This is a genomic window from Micromonospora sp. NPDC005161, from assembly GCF_053599855.1.
On sequence record NZ_JBSFYQ010000014.1, the window covers coordinates 24,256 to 42,699 of the forward strand.

Sequence of the window (18,444 nt, forward strand, 5' to 3'; positions counted from 1 at the left end):
TAGCATCGCGCCATGCCACGTCACAATGAGACCGCGCAACCCGGCGCGTACTACTCGACCGGGACTGCGGGCCAGCCACAGCGGGTGGACGACGGCGAGCCGGTCGGCCCGCAGCCACCCCAACGACGCCGCTGGCGGCGGATTCTCCTGATCAGCCTTCTGGTGGTGACGCTGGTGGGGGGTGGAGCGGTCATCGCCGGTGGCCTCTACCTGCGCTCCGTCGAGGGGGGCATCGATCGCGTGGACGCGTTCGACGGCGTGCCGGAGGAGGGTCGCCCGCAGGCGACGGTCGAGGGCGCGATGAACATCATGATCCTGGGCAGCGACTCGCGCGACCCGGAGAAGACCTCCGGCTCGCGGACCGACACGATCATCCTCGCCCACCTGCCGAAGGACCGGTCCAGCGCTCAGCTGATCTCGATTCCCCGGGATACCTGGGTGTCGGTGCCCCGATCCGCGAACGGCAACAACGGCGGTCGGGACGCCAAGATCAATGCCGCGTACGCCTGGGGCGGGATTCCGCTGATGGTGCAGACCGTGGAGAAGTTCACCGCGGTACGGGTGGACCACGTCGCGGTGGTCGACTTCGCCGGGTTCAAGGAGATCATCGACGCGCTGGGCGGCATCGAGGTCAACTCGGAGAAGCAGTTCACCTCGATCCACGCGCCGTTCCGCACCTTCAGCAAGGGCATGCAGCGGATGGACGGCGAGGCGGCGCTCGACTACTCGCGCCAGCGCAAGCAGTTCGCCGACGGTGACTTCGCCCGGATCCGGCACCAGCAGCAGGTGATCAAGGCGATCATCGACAAGGCCTCCTCCGGTGGCCTCCTAACCAACCCCGGCAAGCTGAACTCGTTCCTCAAGGCCACCTCGAGCTCGGTCTCGGTGGACAAGGAGCTGTCCCTGCTGGAGACGGCGAACCAGATGCGCGGCGTCCGCGGCAGCAACCTGACCTTCGTCACCAGCCCCACCAAGGGCACCGGCCGGATCGGTTCGGAGAGCGTCGTCCTGGCCGACACGAACCGGGTCAAGTCGTTCTACGACGCGGTGCGCCGGGACGCTGTCCCGGACATCATCGCCGGCGCGAAGAAGCCATAGGTTCTCTCGCCCGGCAGGGCGCCGTCCCCGGACCGCGGAGGCGGCACCACGAACAGCGACGGGCGGTGGCCAGGAGGCCACCGCCCGTCGGCGTTCCACGGATTCGGGATCAGTACGCGCCCCGCCGGGCCAGCACGACGCTGGCCGTCTTCCACAAAATGGCGAGGTCGTACACCAGCGACCAGTTGTCCACGTAGTGCAGGTCCAGCCGGACCGCGTCGTCCCAGGTCAGGTCCGAGCGGCCGGAGATCTGCCAGAGGCCGGTGATGCCCGGGCGCACCAGCAACCGCCGGCGCACGTCACCGCGGTAGTCGTCGTCCTCGGTGGGCAGCGGGCGCGGGCCGACCAGAGACATCTGCCCGCGCAACACGTTGATCAGCTGGGGCAGCTCGTCCAGGGAGAGCGCCCGCAGGTGCCGGCCGATCGGGGTGACCCGCGGGTCGTCCTTCATCTTGAACAGCAGGCCGTCGCTCTCGTTCCGATGCTGCAGGGCGGCCAGCCGCTCCTCCGCGTCGGTGTACATGGTCCGGAACTTCCAGACCTTGAACGCGCGGCCCTCGTGGCCGATCCGGGTCTGCCGGAACATCACCGGCCCCGGGTCGGTGAACCTGATGGCCAGTGCGATGGCGAGCAGCACCGGGCTCAGCAGCACCAGACCGACCAGCGCGGTGACCCGGTCGAGCACGGTCTTGACCAGCAGCGACAGGCCGGAGATGGTGGGTTCGTCCACGTTGAGCAGCGGGAGGCCCTCGATCGGCCGGACGTGGATGCGCGGGCCGGTGACGTCGGTGACCTGGGGGACCACCACCAGGTTCAGGCCGGTGCCCTCCAACTGCCAGGCGAGCTTGCGAAGCTCGTACGACTCCAGACTGGCAGGGCCGCAGACCGCGATGGTGTCCGCGCCGAGCTGCTGGACCAATGGCACCAGGTCCCAGCCGACGTAGACCGGCACCGGAGCGTTCACCCGCTCGCCCGGCCGGGGGTGGTGTGGCAGGTGGATGGCGACCGGGTGCAGCCCGGCTCCGTAGTTGCGGGTCACCACCTCGTGCAGCGCGAGCGCGTCGGAGAGCCGGCCGACCAGCAGCACCTTCTGCGAGGCCCGCCCGCTGCGTCGGATCCGGCGCAGCACCACCCGGGCGGCGAAGCGAGCCACCAGGGTGTAGAGCAGCAGGCAGATGATGATGGCGGCGACCGTCGCCCGGGACAGGTCCTTCTTGAAGCCGAGTGCGAGGAACGAGACCGTGGCGGCCATCGCGAGGTTGGCCCGGGCCACCCGCTTGAGTTCCTCGGTGCCTAGCCCGAGTGCACGCTGGTCATACGCCCCGGCGGCGACGAGCAGGATCAGCCAACCCAGGGGGACGCCGATGTTCGCCACGAGGGTGAAGGAGCTGATGTTCCCCAGCACCCGCTGGTCCCAGAAGCCGGCGTCGGCCTCGTCCAGCAGGGCGACGACCGTCCGGCTGGCGGCCAGGGCAACGAGGGCATCGAGCAGGACCAGCCAGGCCACGTAGCGCCGACGCCAGTTGGCCCGTGGCGCGACCGGACGCGCGAACACCGACCGGGCCATGCCGTTGGAAGGTGGCGTGATGACCCCCAGGTCGGGGTCGAACCTCGGCGTCTGCTGTGGCGTGACAGCCGAGAGGAACTGAGTGTGCGCGGACACGACCTTCCTTTCCCACATCGCCCCCGACGGGAGATCGCGACGTGCACCTTATGCGTCGGTGCGGTGCCCTGCCTAGTGGCGATTCGGGCGCTGCTGTTGTGGTCCGACCAGTCCTTCGAGAAATCGCACCACGCCGACAGCTCCGGGATCAGAGCGTCATGAGCCGGCTTCTCGCGGTGCCGATCGCTCGGCGTCGAGGCGGTAACCACGGAGCCGTTCCATGCGTTCGACGACGCCGTCCCGTGCCGGGGCGGATCACCGCCCGGCGGCCGTGACCAACCATTTGCCGATCTCACTCACCGCACGCACCGCCACGACAACGAGGGCCAGCCCCGGAACACGTGGACGGCTGTACATCTTGATCATCTTGCGCCAGGCGACGAGACCGGCGATGCGCCGCCGGCTGATGCTGCCGCTGTGCCGATGGAATCGAACGATCGGCTCGTCGAGTCGCTGCAGGTGGACCCCGTTACTGAGGGCACGCAGGACCAACTCGACATCCACCTTGATGGACATCTGCTCGTCGTACCCGCCGAGCTGTAGCAGCAACTCACGGTCGATGGTCATGCCGGAGTGCTTGAAGGGCAGCCGGGGCCGAGTCAGCACGGACCGGAGCATCCGACGCGCATCCGGGTACGAGGGGAGCCTGATCACCTTCGCCGAACCGCCGACGATCTCCTCATAGTCGGTGTAGACCCAGCGCGCACCCGTTTGAGCAAGGAAATCCTGCATCCGGGCCAGACCGTCGGGGGCCAACTCGTCGTCCGAGTCGAGCACGGTGACGAACCGGCCGCGGGCGATGCGTAGGGCAGCGTTGCGCGCGGCGCTGATCCCCGTCGGCTTTTGCTGGACGAGGCGGATCCGCCGGTCGGCAAGCAGGCCCGCCTCGGCCAACCCGTCCCGAACGGGTACGGCCGAACCGTCGTCGACCACGATGAGCTCGAAATCGTCGAAGCTGCCGGCGAGCACACTCTGGATGGACTTCACCAGGAGCTCGGGCCGGTCCCGGACAGCGATGCAGACGGAGATCGCTGGGGTCACTTGGTCTGCTGCCCGCGTCAGCGGGAGGGTCGAGGCGCCGACGGCCGGCATCGAGGGCACCGTGGGCCCGTCGATCATCGGCTGCGGGGGCCCGTGCTCGGAGGGGAGGGTGCTGCCAGCGGAGTCACGCGCGGAAGGGGGAGAGTATGCGGGGTGGTTAGTCACGGACGGCGGCCGTTTCGCAGCCCGCCCGTGCTACCTGGGCCGCCCAGCACGCCAGCCCCGCCGGTCCACAAGACACAACGATCCGACCCGCCCATCTTCGCCACCCCCATGAAAAGCCACCATTCGCAGCGATTTCAGCGACGCGTTCGCAGGACTTCCCTCGATCGACGACAATGAAGATCCATCGCGCAACAAGACGGAGTATAACCATCGCCGCACCGCCACACCATCACCTGTCAGGCGGCCGGATGTCGATCGAAATCGCTGTCCCTACAAGGGATTTACCTGGCCACCGCTCAGATCCACACGGGCTGAACGCCCCGCTGGGGCCGGCGAACCACGGGGCCGTTCGGTGGGAATCGAGTCAACCGAACATCTGATCTTTGGGTGGGCATGAATTTTCGTGGGCTGGTGAATGACCAATGAGGGCGATCACTGAGACGGATCATCAGCACTTATTCCCATGTGTCCGATCCGGCGAATTTGTCCCGTCACCGGCCACTCAGCGGCCGCGACGACGGACGAGCATCACGACCAGGACGACAAGGGCGATGAGCAACACGGCCGCGAACCCGACCAGCACGAAGACGAGGGCATCCGACTGCGCCCGCGACGCGTTCTCCAATCGCTGGCGCTCGGCGGCGTTCTGCCGGTAGGCCTGCGCGAGCACGTTGGCGGGTGACGCCGCCGCGGCCTTCTCAAGCTGCGTGACGGCGCCCGACGAGTCGCCGCCGAAGTACGCGTCCAGCCCGCTGCGGTAAAGCTTGTCGGAGTCACCGAGCGCGTTGCCGATGCCGGCCTCGGTCAGCAGCGTGGCGATCGTCGACGCCGGCAGCACCGCCCGGTTGGCACGGTCCGGTCGCGCCTGATCCTGGTAGATCAGCCCGGCGACCCGGCCCGCGGGATCGAGGGCGATACCCCCGTGTGACACCGTGCCGAGGTCCTCGTTGACGAGGTAGATCGAGACGGGTCCGCGCTGGCTCGTACCGGTGATCGTCACCAGCTTCGACTGGGGACGGTAGGTGGCGTTGCGGAAGACGACATCGGTGGTCGTGAAGGCGAGGATGCGTACCGAGGCGTCCTCCGCGAGGCTGGCGGACGGGTTGAGTTCCACCGCGGGCAGGCCGCCCTGGGCGAGCTTGATCAGTGCGGTGTTGCCGCTGTCCTCGGGCAGGCTCCGGACGACCTCGGCCGGGATGGCCGGCTCCTTCGTCACGTTGCCCGTGCCGGTGTTGAGCTGGCCGTACACCGCACTGGTCGGCTCGGTGCCCGGTTCCACACCGGTGAACCGCACCTTGCCGAGGTTGGCCGCGATGTAGGTGGAGATCTGCGGGGCGGAGAGCTTCTTCTCCTGCACGAGCAACCTGGCCAGCGCGTCGACGGCGAGCCAGCGGGCGTGCTCCTCGGTCGGCTTGACGCAGGACCCGTTGGTGACGGCGTGGCCGTCAGGAGTCACCACGAAGCCACTGCACCGACGGATGAAGGAGACGGGCTGGGGGTGCACCAGGGCGTTCGTCCTGGTGTCCCGGACGTACCCGGTGAAGACCGCCTCGATGAAGACCAGCGACGGCGCGGCGACCGCGAGGGCGCGCTCCTCCGGGCTGTACAGAGTGGCCTGTGCCCACGGCTTCAGCCCCGGCTCGGCCGCGGCGTCACCCGGGGACGCCGTGACGATCGCCGTCGGCGGAGTGTACGGATCGGGCTGGTCCTTGCCGGCGATCGCCCAGATGGCCACGCCACTGCCCACAGCCGCCACCAGCACGAGCGCGGCCAGCCCCGCCCAGAGCCCGGTACGGCGCGGCGGCGGCTCCGACGGCTTGATGCGCCGGACCGGGGCGCCGAATGGATCGTACGGCGGCGGATCCGCCGGAGCGGCGGACACCGGCGCGGGCGACTGGGGCGCGTCGGCGGCGGGCGGTGGGATCGGCGCGGGCGGCACGGTCGGCAGCCCGCCGGCGTGCAGCGCCCACGGCGCGAACGGTGCTCCGGACGTCGGCAGCGGGGCACCGGAGACGGGCTGCGGGGCGCCGGACACGGGCTGCGGCGGCGCGGAGAACTGCTGCGGAGGGCCGGACACCGACTGCGGCGGCCCGGAGACCTGCCGCGGCACCCCGGTGACCGGCTCCGTCGAGCCGCCCTCCTCGGTCGAGCTGCCCTTGTCCGTCGGCACCGGGTGGTACTCCTGCCCCAGAGCACGGAACAACTTCTCGGCGCCCTGGCCGGCCTCCGCCGGGTAGGCCGCCCACGGCTCGGCGGAGAAGAAGTCGGCGTACGCGAAGGCCTGGCCGCCCGGCCTCTGCGACATGGCGTTGGCAGTCCCGGCGAAGGCCTCGCGCCACCCCGGCGTGCTCGCGGCCACGGCGTCCAGCACCGCTACGGTCACGAACCGGCCCTGTTCGTCGATGGCAGCCCAGGCCTTTCCCACTGGGCAGGTGCCCAGCATGTGGGTGAACCGGTACGGGCCAACCGACTGCATGCGCACTCCTCTGCTCGACCGCCGTGCGGATCCTACAGAGGAGACGCTCGCCCGGTCGTCCACCGGTCGGTCCACCGACCGGTGGGTGGAACGTGCGGCGAGGAACGGTTGCCCTCTGAAAGTTTTCATGCATAGAGTCACGGCGTGAATGAAGGAGCTGTCGCCGCGCCCACCGAGCGGGTGCTCGACCTGTTCCAGGGGGTGCGGCTCACCCCGACCCAGCGTCGGATCGCGCACTGCCTGGTGCAGCACGCCCCCGCCGTGGCGTACCTGTCCGCGGCCGAGGTGGCAGAGCTGGCCGGGGTCAGCCAGCCGTCGGTCACCCGGTTCGCCGTCGCGCTCGGCCACGACGGCTACCCCGCGCTGCGCCGCCGGTTGCGCGACCTCACCACCGCCGCGCCCGGCGGACCGGCGGACGCCGGCAACGAACTCCAGCAGGCCGTACGCGCCGAGATGGGCAACCTCGACCGCCTCGCCGGTCAGCTCGCCGACCGGGACCGGATCGCCGAGACCGGTCGGCTGCTCGCCGCCAGTCGCCCACTGCCGGTGATCGGCCTACGCGCCGCCGCGCCGCTGGCCGCGTACTTCGCCTACTTCGCCGCCAAGGTGCACCCGGACGTCCGGGTGCTCGACGACGGCGGCAGCCTGCTCGCCGACCGCCTGGAGCAGGCCGCCGAGGCTGGCGCCTCGGCGGTCCTGGCCTTCGTGCTGCCCCGCTACCCCCGGGAGACCCTGGACGCGCTGCGCGACGCGCGGGCCGCCGGGTTGACCGTGGTGGCGATCACCGACTCGCCGGTCAGCCCGGCCACCGAGCACGCCGACGTGGTGCTGCCCGCCGCGGTCGGCGCCCAGCTCGTCTTCGACCTGCACACCGCCCCGATGACCCTGGCCATGGTGCTGTTGCAGGCGATCTGCGACGCCGCGCCGGCCGACACCCAGCGCCGGCTGGAGGCGTTCGAAGCCTCCGCGGCCCGCCGTCAGTTGTTCCTCGGATGATGACCGGAGGAGACCCGAGATGACCCAGCACGTCCGTGCCGCACGGGGCAGCGAGCTCACCGCCCGCGGTTGGCCGCAGGAGGCCGCCCTGCGGATGCTCATGAACAACCTCGACCCCGAGGTGGCCGAACGCCCCGACGACCTGGTCGTCTACGGCGGCACCGGCAAGGCGGCGCGGGACTGGCCGTCGTACCACGCGTTGGTCCGCACGCTGACCGACCTGCGCGAGGACGAGACGATGCTGGTGCAGTCCGGCCGCCCGGTCGGCGTGCTGCGCACCCACGAGTGGGCACCCCGCGTGCTGCTGGCCAACTCCAACCTGGTCGGCGACTGGGCGACCTGGCCGGAGTTCCGCCGGCTGGAGCAGCTCGGTCTGACGATGTACGGGCAGATGACCGCCGGCTCGTGGATCTACATCGGCACCCAGGGCATCCTCCAGGGCACCTACGAGACGTTCGCCGCGGTGGCCGCGAAGCGGTTCGGGGACACCCTCGCGGGCACGCTGACGCTGACCGCCGGCTGCGGCGGGATGGGCGGCGCGCAGCCGCTCGCGGTCACCATGAACGGCGGCGTCTGCCTGATCGTGGACGTGGACCAGACCCGCCTCGACCGGCGCGTGCACGACCGCTACCTGGACGAGGTGGCCGACTCGCTGGACGACGCGGTCCGGCGGGTGCTGGCCGCGAAGCGGGACCGGCGCGCGCTCTCCGTCGGCGTGGTCGGCAACGCGGCCGAGGTCTTCCCGGAGCTGCTCAGCCGCGGCGTCGAGATCGACATCGTGACCGACCAGACCAGCGCGCACGACCCGCTGTCGTACCTGCCGGTGGGGGTGGAGCTGGCCGACGCCCGAGAGTACGCGGCGGCGAAGCCGGCCGAGTTCACCGACCGGGCCCGGGCGTCCATGGCGCGGCACGTCGAGGCGATGGTCGGCTTCCTCGACGCTGGCGCGGAGGTCTTCGACTACGGCAACTCGATCCGGGGCGAGGCGCAGCTCGCCGGCTACCAGCGCGCGTTCGACTTTCCCGGCTTCGTGCCGGCGTACATCCGGCCGCTGTTCTCCGAGGGCAAGGGCCCGTTCCGGTGGGCGGCGCTCTCCGGCGACCCGGCCGACATCGCCGCCACCGACCGGGCCATCCTGGAGTTGTTCCCGGAGAACGAGTCGCTGGCCCGGTGGATCCGGCTGGCGGGCGAGCGGGTCGCCTTCCAGGGCCTGCCCGCGCGGATCTGCTGGCTCGGGTACGGCGAACGGGACAAGGCTGGCGTGCGGTTCAACGAGATGGTCGCCTCCGGCGAACTCTCCGCCCCGCTCGTCATCGGCCGGGACCACCTGGACGCCGGCAGCGTGGCCAGCCCGTACCGGGAGACCGAGGCGATGGCCGACGGCTCCGACGCGATCGCCGACTGGCCGCTGCTCAACGCGCTGGTCAACACGGCCAGCGGCGCCTCCTGGGTGTCCATCCACCACGGCGGCGGGGTGGGCATCGGCCGGTCGATCCACGCCGGGCAGGTCTGCGTGGCCGACGGCACCGCGCTGGCCGGGCAGAAGATCGAGCGGGTGCTCACCAACGACCCGGCGATGGGCGTCATTCGCCACGTCGACGCCGGCTACGACATCGCCCGCGAGGTCGCCACGCGTACCGGCGTCCGCACCCCGATGACCGAGCAGTGAGGAAGGGCCCCTTGTTATCGGATTCTGTTCTAGAAGGGCCCCTTGCCAACAGGTTTCGGGAGCTGTGGGACGAGATCGCGCCGGTCGGGCGGGACGCCGGCAGCGGCGGCTACCTGCGCTACGCGTTGACCAAGCCCGAGCTGGAGCTGCGCAGCTGGTTCCGGTCCCAGGCCGACCGGCGCGGCCTGCCGGTCACCGAGGACGGCAACGGCAACCTGTTCGCCCACTGGGGTGACCCGGAGGCCGGGGACGCGGTGCTGACCGGCAGCCACTTCGACTCGGTGCCGCACGGCGGGGCGTACGACGGGCCGCTCGGCATCGTCAGCGCGTTCCTCGCCGTGGACGAGCTGCGGGCCGCCGGCGTCACCCCGGGCCGCCCGCTGGTGCTGGCCGCGTTCGTCGAGGAGGAGGGTGCGCGCTTCGGCGTACCGTGCCTGGGGTCGCGGCTGCTCACCGGGGCGCTGCCGGCGGAACGCGCGGCCGGGCTGCGCGACGCGGCCGGGGTGAGCTTCGCCGAGGCGCTCGGCGACCAGCCGGCGGGCGCCCGCCCGGACCTGCTGGGCCGGTTCGGCGCCTTCGTGGAGCTGCACGTCGAGCAGGGCCGCGCGCTGGACGAGACGGATGCTCCGGTCGGTGTGGCCAGCGCGATCTGGCCGCACGGCCGGTGGCGCTTCGACGTGGTCGGCGAGGGCAACCACGCCGGTACGACCCGGATGGCCGACCGCCGCGACCCGATGCTCACCTACGCGTTCACCGTGCTGGCGGCCAACAAGGAGGCCCGGCTGCGCGGCGCGCACGCCACCGTGGGCCGGGTCGCCGTCGAACCGAACGCCACCAACGCCATCCCGTCGAAGGTGACCGGCTGGCTGGACGCCCGGGCCGCCGACCCGGAGACGCTGACCGGGCTGGTCGACGCGGTACGGGGCAAGCTCGCCGAGCGGGCCCGCCGCGACGGTACGGCGGTGACGGTGACCGAGGAGTCGACGACCCCGCTGGTCGCCTTCGATGGCGGGCTGGCCGGCCGGCTGGCCACGCTGCTCACGGCACCGGTGCTGCCCACCGGCGCCGGGCACGACGCCGGGGTGCTGGCCGCGCACCTGCCCACCGCGATGCTCTTCGTGCGCAACCCGACCGGGGTGTCGCACTCCCCCGCCGAGGCGGCCACCGACGTCGACTGCGCCGCCGGCGTACGGGCGCTGGCCCGGGTCCTGGAGGAGCTGACATGCCGGTGACCCGCTGGCTCGCCGAGTACGCCTGGCTGCCCGAGTACGCCGAGCCCACGCCGGACGTGCTGATCGAGACCGACGGTGAGCGGATCACCGCCGTGACGCCGCTGACCGCGGGCAGCCGACCGCCCGCCGGGGTCGAGGTGTTCGCCGACGCCAAGCCGCTGCCCGGGTTGACCCTGCCCGGCCTGGCCAACGTGCACTCGCACGCGTTCCACCGGGCGCTGCGCGGGCGTACCCACGGTGGCCGGGGCGACTTCTGGAGCTGGCGGGACCGGATGTACGCCGTCGCGGACCGCCTGGACCCGGACACCTACCTCGCCCTGGCCCGGGCGGTCTACGCCGAGATGGCCCTCGCGGGGATCACCTGCGTCGGTGAGTTCCACTACCTGCACCACCGGCCCGACGGCGGCGCCTACGACGACCCGAACGCGATGGGCGAGGCGCTGGTCGAGGCCGCCGCGCACGCCGGGATCCGGCTCACCCTGCTGGACACCTGCTACCTGACCGCCGGCGTGGACGGCCGGGCCCTGGCCGGGCCGCAGCGACGCTTCGGCGACGGCGACGCGGCCCGGTGGGCCGAGCGGGTGACGGCGTTCCAGCCGACGGACGGGCACTCCCGGGTCGGCGCGGCCGTGCACTCGGTACGGGCGGTCCCCGCCGACCAGCTCGGCACGGTGGCCGACTGGGCGCGGGACCGGCGGGCGCCGCTGCACGTGCACCTCTCCGAGCAGCCCGCCGAGAACGACGAGTGCCGGGCCGTGCACGGGCGTACGCCGACCGCGCTGCTCGCCGAGCACGGCGTGCTCGGGCCGGACACCACGGCCGTGCACGCCACCCACCCGACCAGCGGTGACCTGGCGCTGCTCGGGGAGAGCAGGACCGGGGTGTGCCTGTGCCCGACCACCGAACGGGACCTCGCCGACGGGATCGGCCCGGCCCGGCGGATGGCCGAGGCGGGGATCCGGTTGAGCCTGGGCAGCGACAGCCAGGCGGTGATCGACCTCTTCGAGGAGGCCCGGGCGGTGGAGTTGGACGAGCGGCTGCGCACCCGACGCCGCGGCCACTTCACCCCGGCCGAGCTGCTGATCGCCGCCACCTCCGCCGGGCACGCCGCACTGGGCTGGGCCGACGCCGGGCGGATCGCCGTCGGCGCCCGGGCCGACCTGGTCACGGTACGGCTGGACAGCGCCCGCACCGCCGGGGTGCCGCCGGTGGGCGCGTTCTTCGCCGCCGGGGCCACGGACGTCGTACAGGTCGTCGTGGACGGGCGGGTGGTGGTGGCCGAGGGCCGGCACCTGACTGTGGACGTGCCGGCTGAACTGTCGGCCTCGATCGAGGCGGTGACTCCCACATGAGCAGCCTGCTGGTGGACAACATCGGGGAGCTGGTCACCAACGGCGCTGGCGAGGGCCCGCTGGGCATCCGCCGCAACGCGGCCGTGCTCGTCGAGGAGGGTCGGGTGGCCTGGGTCGGGCCGGCGGCGTACGCGCCGGCCGCCGACCGGCGGGTCGACGCCGACGGGGCCGCCGTGCTGCCCGGATTCGTGGACAGCCACGCACACCTGGTCTTCGCCGGGGACCGCGCCGCCGAGTTCGCCGCCCGGATGGCCGGCCAGCCGTACACCGGGGGCGGCATCCGGACCACGGTCGGCGCGACCCGGGCGGCTTCCGACGACGAGCTGCGCGCCACCGTGCGCCGGCTGCGCGGGGAGGCGCTGCGGCAGGGCACCACCACCATGGAAATCAAGAGCGGGTACGGGCTGACCGTCGCCGACGAGGCCCGCTCGCTGCGGATCGCCGCCGAGGCCAGCGCCGAGACCACCTTCCTCGGCGCGCACGTGGTGCCCGCCGAGTACGCCGACCGCCCCGACGACTACGTCGGCCTGGTCTGCGGGCCGATGCTGGCCGCCGCCGCGCCGCACGCCAAGTGGATCGACGTGTTCTGCGAGCGGGGCGCCTTCGACGTCGACCACGCCCGGGCCATCCTGGCCTGCGGGCAGGCCGCCGGGCTGGGCGTGCGGTTGCACGCCAACCAGCTCGGCCCCGGCCCCGGGGTGCTGCTCGGCGTGGAGCTGGACGCGGCGAGCGTCGACCACTGCACCCACCTCAGCGATGCCGACGTGGCCGCACTGGCCGGCACCGCCCACACCGACGGGTCGGGGACCCGCACGGTGGCGACCCTGCTGCCCGGCGCCGAGTTCTCCACCCGCTCGCCGTACCCGGACGCCCGCCGCCTGCTCGACGCCGGCATCACCGTCGCGCTCGCCACCGACTGCAACCCCGGCTCGTCGTACACCTCGTCGATGCCGTTCTGTGTGGCGCTGGCGGTCCGCGAGATGCGGATGACCCCGGCGGAGGCGGTCCGGGCCGCGACGCTGGGCGGCGCGCGGGCGCTGCGCCGCGACGACATCGGCGTGCTCACCCCCGGCGCCCGGGCCGACCTGGTCGTCCTGGACGCGCCGTCGTACCTGCACCTGGCCTACCGGCCCGGTGTTCCACTGATCCGCCAGGTCCTGCTCAACGGAGTGCCGCAATGACGACCGTGACCATTCAGCCCACCGGGGTCTCCCCCGCCGACGTGCTCGCGGTGGCCCGCGGCACCGCCAAGGTCGTCCTCGACCCGGCCACCATCGACGCCATGGCGACCAGCCGGGCCATCGTGGACGGCATCGAGTCGTCCGGCCGCCCCGTCTACGGGGTCTCGACGGGATTCGGGGCGCTCGCCAACACGTTCGTCGCCCCGGAGCGCCGGGCCGAGCTCCAGCACGCGCTGATCCGCTCGCACGCCGCCGGGGTGGGCGCGCCGATGCCGCGCGAGGTGGTCCGGGCGATGATGCTGCTGCGGGTCCGCTCGCTCGCGCTCGGCCACTCCGGGGTCCGCCCGCTGGTCGCCGAGGCGCTGCTCGACCTTCTCAACCACGACATCACCCCCTGGGTGCCGGAGCACGGCTCGCTGGGGGCCTCCGGCGACCTGGCGCCGCTGGCGCACTGCGCGCTCGTGCTGCTCGGCGAGGGCTGGGTGCTCGGGCCGACCGGCGAGCGGCAGGACGCGGCCGACGTGCTGACCGCCGCCGGGCTCAAGCCGATCGAGCTGGCCGCCAAGGAGGGGCTGGCACTGATCAACGGCACCGACGGCATGCTCGGCATGCTGTTGATGGCCATCCACGACGCCGCGCACCTGTTCACCATGGCCGACGTCACCGCCGCGCTGGGCATCGAGGCGATGCTCGGCTCCGAGCGGCCCTTCCTACCCGAGCTGCACGCCATCCGTCCGCACCCCGGGCAGGCGGCCTCGGCGGCGAACATCCACCGGCTGCTCCAGGACTCCCGGGTGATGGACTCGCACCGGGACGACCTGGCGCACGCCGTGCAGGACGCGTACTCGATGCGCTGCGCGCCGCAGGTGGCCGGGGCGGCCCGGGACACGCTGGAGTTCGCGCGGACGGTGGCGGCCCGCGAGCTGATCTCCGTGGTGGACAACCCGGTGGTGCTGCCGGACGGCCGGGTCGAGTCGACCGGTAACTTCCACGGGGCTCCGCTCGGCTTCGCCGCCGACTTCCTGGCCATCGCCGCCGCCGAGGTGGGCGCGATCGCCGAGCGGCGGGTGGACCGGCTGCTGGACGTCACCCGGTCCCGGGAGCTGCCGGCGTTCCTCTCCCCCGACGCCGGGGTCAACTCCGGTCTGATGATCGCCCAGTACACGGCGGCCGGGATCGTCGCGGAGAACCGCCGACTGGCCGCGCCGGCCTCGGTGGATTCCCTGCCCACCAGTGGGATGCAGGAGGACCACGTCTCGATGGGCTGGGCGGCGGCCAAGAAGCTGCGCACCGTGCTGGACAACCTGTCCAGCGTGCTCGCGGTCGAGCTGCTGGCGGCGGTACGCGGCCTTCAGCTGCGCGCCCCGCTGGTGCCGTCGCCGGCCGGCCGGGCCGCGGTGGAGGCGGTCCAGGCGTTCGCCGGCGAGCCCGGCCCGGACATCTTCCTCGCCCCGGCGATGGAGGCGGCCCGCCGTACGGTGTCCGACCGCGACCTGCGTACCGCCATCGAACGCGAGGTCGGTCCGCTGGCCTGACCATCGGCGGCCCCGATGACCGGCGTCGGGGCCTGCCAGGTCACCCGTCGAAGCGGGCTCAGCTCCTGATGACCGTCCGTCGGATCTCCGCCCAGGAGGGTAGTTCGGCGCCCGCCACGACGTCGCGCTTCGCTCGGGACCAGAACAGGACGAGAACGATCGCCTCGGACAGCACCGTCGCCCATGCGGCGCCGGCCACACCGAACAGCGGGATCGCGGTGGCCAGCGCGGCCAGGTAGGCGAGCGAGCCCAGCCCCTGATACAGCACCTTCTGCCGCACCAGGCCGCCGCTCATCAGCAGCGACTCGACACTGGCAGCGCCGAAGCGCAGGGGGATCGCCAGCGCGAGGATGGCCATCACCGGGACGGAGGTCCGGTACTCCGCGCCGAAGATCAGGGGAATGGCGTACCGGCCGACCAGCGCGACGACGGCGCCGAGGAGCAGACCGAGACCGATCATCCCGACCGTGCCGGCGCGGTACGCGATGAGGACCGCGTTGCGGTTGGAGCGGGACCACCGGTGCAGCTTCGCCAGGAAGTACTGCTGGTAGACGATGCGCGGCAGCAGGTAGATCGCGGTCAACAGCGTCATGGGCACGGCGAGCACCGCGGCGGACTCCGAGCTCAGAAACTCGGCGGAGACGACGATGCCCAGTTGCATGCCGAGCTGGTAGAACAGGCTGCCCAGCAGGAACAGCCACGTGGCGGCGACGAGGTGGCGAGCCCGGGGTGGACGCGCCGGGCGACGGCGCACCGGAAGGTGGCCCTCCAGCGTCGCCCGCCCGTACCAGAACGGCGTGATCATCAGGACACTCATGGCCACCGTGACGGCAGCCACGAGCGCGTAGCCCAGTGCCACCATGAGCGCCGACAGCCCGAAGGACAGGGTCAGAACGGCCACGAGGAGTCGACCGACCTGCGGCGCCAGTTGCAGCGCCGCGAGTCGCCCGTAGGCGCCCTGCAACTGGAGGGCCGACCCGGACAGCGCCATCGCGACAAGCGACAGGATGATCGGGGCGAGCCCGATCCGAAGGTCACCGGTGTCGGGATCATGCCGGTCGAGCAGCCCCCACCCGACGAGCGCGACGACCAGCAGGCCGGACGTGACCGCGACCAGCGCGATGGACGGCCGTACCCAACGGAACGCCCGAGACCCCTCGCGTCCGAACCGTTGCAGCCAGAACTCGGCGACCCCGAAGATGGCCAGCGGCCCGGCCAGCGTGACCAGGGACATCACCGACATGAAGGCGCCGAAGTCCGCCTTGGGCAGGCTACGGGCGAGCAACACCTGGGTGAGGAACGCGAGCACGGTGACGCCGGCCTGGCTGATCCCGAGCAGGCCCAACTGGCGGAGGCGGCGCGCCATGCCGCTGCCGGACCGGCTGCCTGCCGGCGGGCCGGTCCGCACCTCGACTCCGGTCATCGTCCGACCATCACGCGGCCGCTCCGGCCGGCACGTGCGATCGCAACATCTCCAACTCGGCCTCCGTGCGACCCATCCACGCCTCGCGAGCCGCCGTGATCCGCCCGGCCGCGGCCGGGTCCTCGTCGATGGCCTCGCGGACGCCGGCGACCAGGGCATCGCTCTGGTTGGCGACGAGCGTGGCGAAGCTCCCGAACAGAGCCTCGGTGGTCCGGGTGCGAGACAGGACCAACGGCCGACCCGCGCTCAGCGCCTCGCACGCGCCACTGGGCTGCGTGGCGTCCCGGTCGGTCAGCACGACAACCGCGCGCGAGGCGGCGACGGCCGCCTCGTAGTCGGGGAGGTCGAGGAAGCCCAGGGTGGTGAAGTTGGGTAGGCGCTCCGCGCGCTCACGAAGCGGCGGCGGCAACCGGTGCAGTGGCGCGGTGGTCGCGAAGGTGACGTCCGGCATCGCCTCGATCGCGTCGATGAGGACGTCCATCGGCTCGTCCGGAGCGACGGTGGCCACGACGAACACCCAGCCACGTGGTGCCGCCGGCGGGATCTCCCGAAGCGGATCGTGCACGACGAGCGTACGCAGGCCCGGGAACTCCGCACGGGCGATAGCGTCGGCCTCTTCGGTGTGGGTCAGAACCAGTTGCGCCCCCCGCAGGATCGACGCGGTGCTGGGAACCCGGCGCCACCGCGACTGGAACTGCCCGTTGTGCGCGTCGACGATGTACGGAACCCGGCTGAGGTAGGGGGCCAGCGCGGACAGGTGGGGCTGCGCCTGCGCGACCACGAACGATGGCCGACGCGAGCGGACCAGTTGGAGATCGTTCCACGTGTGGGCGACGTAGTCGAAGGGGCGAAGGATCTTCGGCGTCGCCTTGGACGGGCGCCACGCCACCTCGGCGCCCAGCGCCTCCGCCAGCACGTCGGATCGACGCTGATAACGCTTCCACGAAATGAACAGGGGGGAGCTCATTTGTGATCACCACCAGCATCGGTTGGCGCGCCGGCCGGCGTGCTCGAAAGGGGGAAGAATCTGACAAGAAGAATGAGAGAGAGGAAGAACAACCACATGAAGTACGAGTAGGAGGTCGGCTTCTGCGTCAGAGCGGAGATGACCGTCAGGACGTAGAGGATGGTCAGCATCCACCTCGCCTCGACCGCGATGGCCCGCTTCGTCACCCGCCACAGGTTGACGAAGATAATCGTCATGAGAATGAGCCCGAGCAATCCCCACACCACGAAGACGCGCAACGGATCGGCGTGGGTGTTCCAGGGTTCGTAGCCCAGCCCGATGAGCCAGACGTCCCACGGCGCGTCCTGCCACACTTCCGCTACGCGGAACCAGATCTGCCCGCGACCGTGCAGGAACTCGTCGTTCGTCGGATTGAGTGAGCCGATCTGCGTGACGAGAAAGAGCGCGCGATCCAACAGATAGGCTCCCCAACGGATCGCCGCCAGGACCACGAGGACGACGAGGACGACCGCTCCCCAGACGGCGGTGCGGAACGGCAGGTTGGAAATCTGCCGGAGGAGCTCCGGGAGCCGGCGCAGCTCGAACGCGACGATCACCAACGCCACACAGAGGATGGTGATCCGGTGTGTGCTGACGACCGCGGTGGCGGCCAGGAGCGCGACGGCGGCGTAGCGGGCCACCGGACTGACCCGTAGCCGGTCACCGGCGGCGTAGAGGATGAACACCGCGAAGATCAGGAGCCGGCCGAGGGACGCCGGATGGAAGTAACCCCCCGACGCCCGCCCGACCTTGCCGCTCATCAGGTTGAAGAAGTAGGTGTACGGGACGACGCCGACGACCTGCAGCCAGGCGATCACGGAATGCGCGACGGCGCCGAGGACCACGAGCAGCAGCACCCACCGCAGCCGTTCGACGGAGAACCAGTCCGGCTTGCGGAACATGACCGCCAACAGCATGATCGGCGCGAACCCGACCGCGAGCTGGGCGCCCTGCGTGATGACCCCGCTCTTCGGCGCGACGTCCGGACCGAAGAGCGCGACCACGTCGGCCGTGGTGAAGATCTGGAGGAAGTCCTCCCGCGCGAATATCGCCAGCAGGCCGATGATGGAGAACAGGCCGAGAACCAGCAGCGCGACGATGGAGGGCGCCAGATCCGTCGGGAAACGCTTCATCGCCACGACGATGGCGACAAAGGACCCCGCCATGAAGAGGGCGCCAATCACCGTCGCCACCATGCCGGCGTCAACGGTGTCGGCCGCGACCTTTTCGCCGAAGATGTCGAAGAATGATTTCACGCCGATCATTACCATGGCGAGTGCGGCCATGATCTGGGCTGTGGCCAACGGATAACGCCCGAGGCGCCGGCCACTGCCCTCAGTCGGGGCAGCCGCCGCCTTTCGAGGCATTATGTCCATTTCATGATCCTCTCAGCGCCATCCCTCGGGGCACTATACGCGAGCGTCATAACCGATAGAGGTTGCCCGGGTCGACGGCGAACCGACCGGCGACCGCCACGGCACCGAGTGCGATTTCCCCTCTTTCGCCCACTTTCTGCGACCACGCCGCCGGAGCGAGAAGTCGAGGTGACCGCAATGGACTGTTCGGCTGCATCTCGCGGTGAACTTCCATGCCTGTGGGTCGCGGGC

General features: G+C 71.5%; 13 protein-coding genes. 7 read left to right on the forward strand and 6 right to left on the reverse strand.

Annotation, left to right across the window (positions count from 1 at the left end):
• The first annotated feature begins 12 nt into the window (after window positions 1-12).
• Window positions 13-1,098 (forward strand): LCP family protein, encoded by a 1,086-nt coding sequence (locus ACWD5O_RS15810; RefSeq protein ID WP_354967972.1) that lies wholly within the window; start codon window positions 13-15, stop codon window positions 1,096-1,098.
• 109 nt (window positions 1,099-1,207) lie between these two features.
• On the opposite strand, the gene ACWD5O_RS15815 is transcribed toward ACWD5O_RS15810, so the two are convergent.
• The 3 genes from ACWD5O_RS15815 to ACWD5O_RS15825 all read right to left on the reverse strand — a co-directional run bounded on the left by ACWD5O_RS15815 (window position 1,208) and on the right by ACWD5O_RS15825 (window position 6,443).
• Window positions 1,208-2,665, reverse strand: a complete 1,458-nt coding sequence (locus tag ACWD5O_RS15815; RefSeq protein ID WP_354967995.1) for a sugar transferase — start codon at window positions 2,663-2,665, stop codon at window positions 1,208-1,210.
• A gap of 351 nt (window positions 2,666-3,016) precedes the next feature.
• A complete protein-coding gene (locus tag ACWD5O_RS15820) occupies window positions 3,017-3,802 on the reverse strand; it encodes a glycosyltransferase family 2 protein (RefSeq protein WP_354967971.1) in 786 nt (261 codons plus the stop codon).
• A gap of 667 nt (window positions 3,803-4,469) precedes the next feature.
• The gene (locus ACWD5O_RS15825) at window positions 4,470-6,443 is read right to left on the reverse strand and encodes a hypothetical protein (RefSeq protein WP_354967970.1); all 1,974 of its coding nucleotides are present in this window, start codon (window positions 6,441-6,443) and stop codon (window positions 4,470-4,472) included.
• A gap of 144 nt (window positions 6,444-6,587) precedes the next feature.
• Here ACWD5O_RS15825 and ACWD5O_RS15830 point away from each other — a divergent pair, with 144 nt between their 5' ends.
• The 6 genes from ACWD5O_RS15830 to hutH are packed head-to-tail and all read left to right on the forward strand — an operon-like array spanning window position 6,588 to window position 14,408.
• Window positions 6,588-7,439: a MurR/RpiR family transcriptional regulator gene (locus ACWD5O_RS15830; protein ID WP_450085732.1), complete on the forward strand. Its 852-nt coding sequence runs from the start codon at window positions 6,588-6,590 to the stop codon at window positions 7,437-7,439.
• Between the two features lie 19 nt (window positions 7,440-7,458).
• Window positions 7,459-9,108 carry a urocanate hydratase gene (hutU, locus tag ACWD5O_RS15835; protein WP_450085733.1) on the forward strand — a complete coding sequence of 550 codons (1,650 nt, stop codon included), beginning with the start codon at window positions 7,459-7,461 and terminating at the stop codon, window positions 9,106-9,108.
• Window positions 9,109-9,119: 11 nt separating this feature from the next.
• Entirely contained in the window at window positions 9,120-10,340 is a 1,221-nt protein-coding gene (locus ACWD5O_RS15840) for an allantoate amidohydrolase (RefSeq protein ID WP_450085734.1), read from the forward strand.
• Entirely contained in the window at window positions 10,337-11,692 is a 1,356-nt protein-coding gene (locus ACWD5O_RS15845; protein WP_354967994.1) for a formimidoylglutamate deiminase, read from the forward strand. The genes ACWD5O_RS15840 and ACWD5O_RS15845 overlap by 4 nt, the downstream gene beginning before the upstream one ends.
• Window positions 11,689-12,873: an imidazolonepropionase gene (gene hutI / locus ACWD5O_RS15850; RefSeq protein ID WP_354967966.1), complete on the forward strand. Its 1,185-nt coding sequence runs from the start codon at window positions 11,689-11,691 to the stop codon at window positions 12,871-12,873. Before ACWD5O_RS15845 ends, hutI begins: the two co-directional genes overlap by 4 nt.
• Window positions 12,870-14,408, forward strand: a complete 1,539-nt coding sequence (gene hutH, locus ACWD5O_RS15855) for a histidine ammonia-lyase (protein WP_354967965.1) — start codon at window positions 12,870-12,872, stop codon at window positions 14,406-14,408. Before hutI ends, hutH begins: the two co-directional genes overlap by 4 nt.
• A gap of 58 nt (window positions 14,409-14,466) precedes the next feature.
• Here the strand turns inward: hutH and ACWD5O_RS15860 are convergent, their stop codons facing one another.
• From ACWD5O_RS15860 to ACWD5O_RS15870, 3 genes are read right to left on the reverse strand one after another with little or no spacing between them, the layout of a single operon-like run.
• Window positions 14,467-15,831, reverse strand: coding sequence for a lipopolysaccharide biosynthesis protein (locus tag ACWD5O_RS15860; RefSeq protein WP_450085735.1), 1,365 nt, complete (start codon window positions 15,829-15,831; stop codon window positions 14,467-14,469).
• Between the two features lie 10 nt (window positions 15,832-15,841).
• Window positions 15,842-16,798 carry a hypothetical protein gene (locus ACWD5O_RS15865; protein ID WP_450085736.1) on the reverse strand — a complete coding sequence of 319 codons (957 nt, stop codon included), beginning with the start codon at window positions 16,796-16,798 and terminating at the stop codon, window positions 15,842-15,844.
• A complete protein-coding gene (locus tag ACWD5O_RS15870; RefSeq protein ID WP_450085737.1) occupies window positions 16,795-18,123 on the reverse strand; it encodes a hypothetical protein in 1,329 nt (442 codons plus the stop codon). The genes ACWD5O_RS15865 and ACWD5O_RS15870 overlap by 4 nt, the downstream gene beginning before the upstream one ends.
• Between the last annotated feature and the right edge of the window lie 321 nt (window positions 18,124-18,444).

Bases quoted from the DNA above. Each gene is read 5' to 3' on its own strand.
- hutU (WP_450085733.1), top strand. From the start codon at position 7,459: ATGACCCAGCACGTCCGTGCCGCACGGGGCAGCGAGCTCACCGCCCGC.
- ACWD5O_RS15815 (WP_354967995.1), bottom strand. From the start codon at position 2,665: ATGGCCCGGTCGGTGTTCGCGCGTCCGGTCGCGCCACGGGCCAACTGG.
- ACWD5O_RS15825 (WP_354967970.1), bottom strand. From the start codon at position 6,443: ATGCAGTCGGTTGGCCCGTACCGGTTCACCCACATGCTGGGCACCTGC.
- hutH (WP_354967965.1), top strand. From the start codon at position 12,870: ATGACGACCGTGACCATTCAGCCCACCGGGGTCTCCCCCGCCGACGTG.
- hutI (WP_354967966.1), top strand. From the start codon at position 11,689: ATGAGCAGCCTGCTGGTGGACAACATCGGGGAGCTGGTCACCAACGGC.
- ACWD5O_RS15860 (WP_450085735.1), bottom strand. From the start codon at position 15,831: ATGACCGGAGTCGAGGTGCGGACCGGCCCGCCGGCAGGCAGCCGGTCC.
- ACWD5O_RS15865 (WP_450085736.1), bottom strand. From the start codon at position 16,798: ATGAGCTCCCCCCTGTTCATTTCGTGGAAGCGTTATCAGCGTCGATCC.
- ACWD5O_RS15870 (WP_450085737.1), bottom strand. From the start codon at position 18,123: ATGGCCGCACTCGCCATGGTAATGATCGGCGTGAAATCATTCTTCGAC.
- ACWD5O_RS15810 (WP_354967972.1), top strand. From the start codon at position 13: ATGCCACGTCACAATGAGACCGCGCAACCCGGCGCGTACTACTCGACC.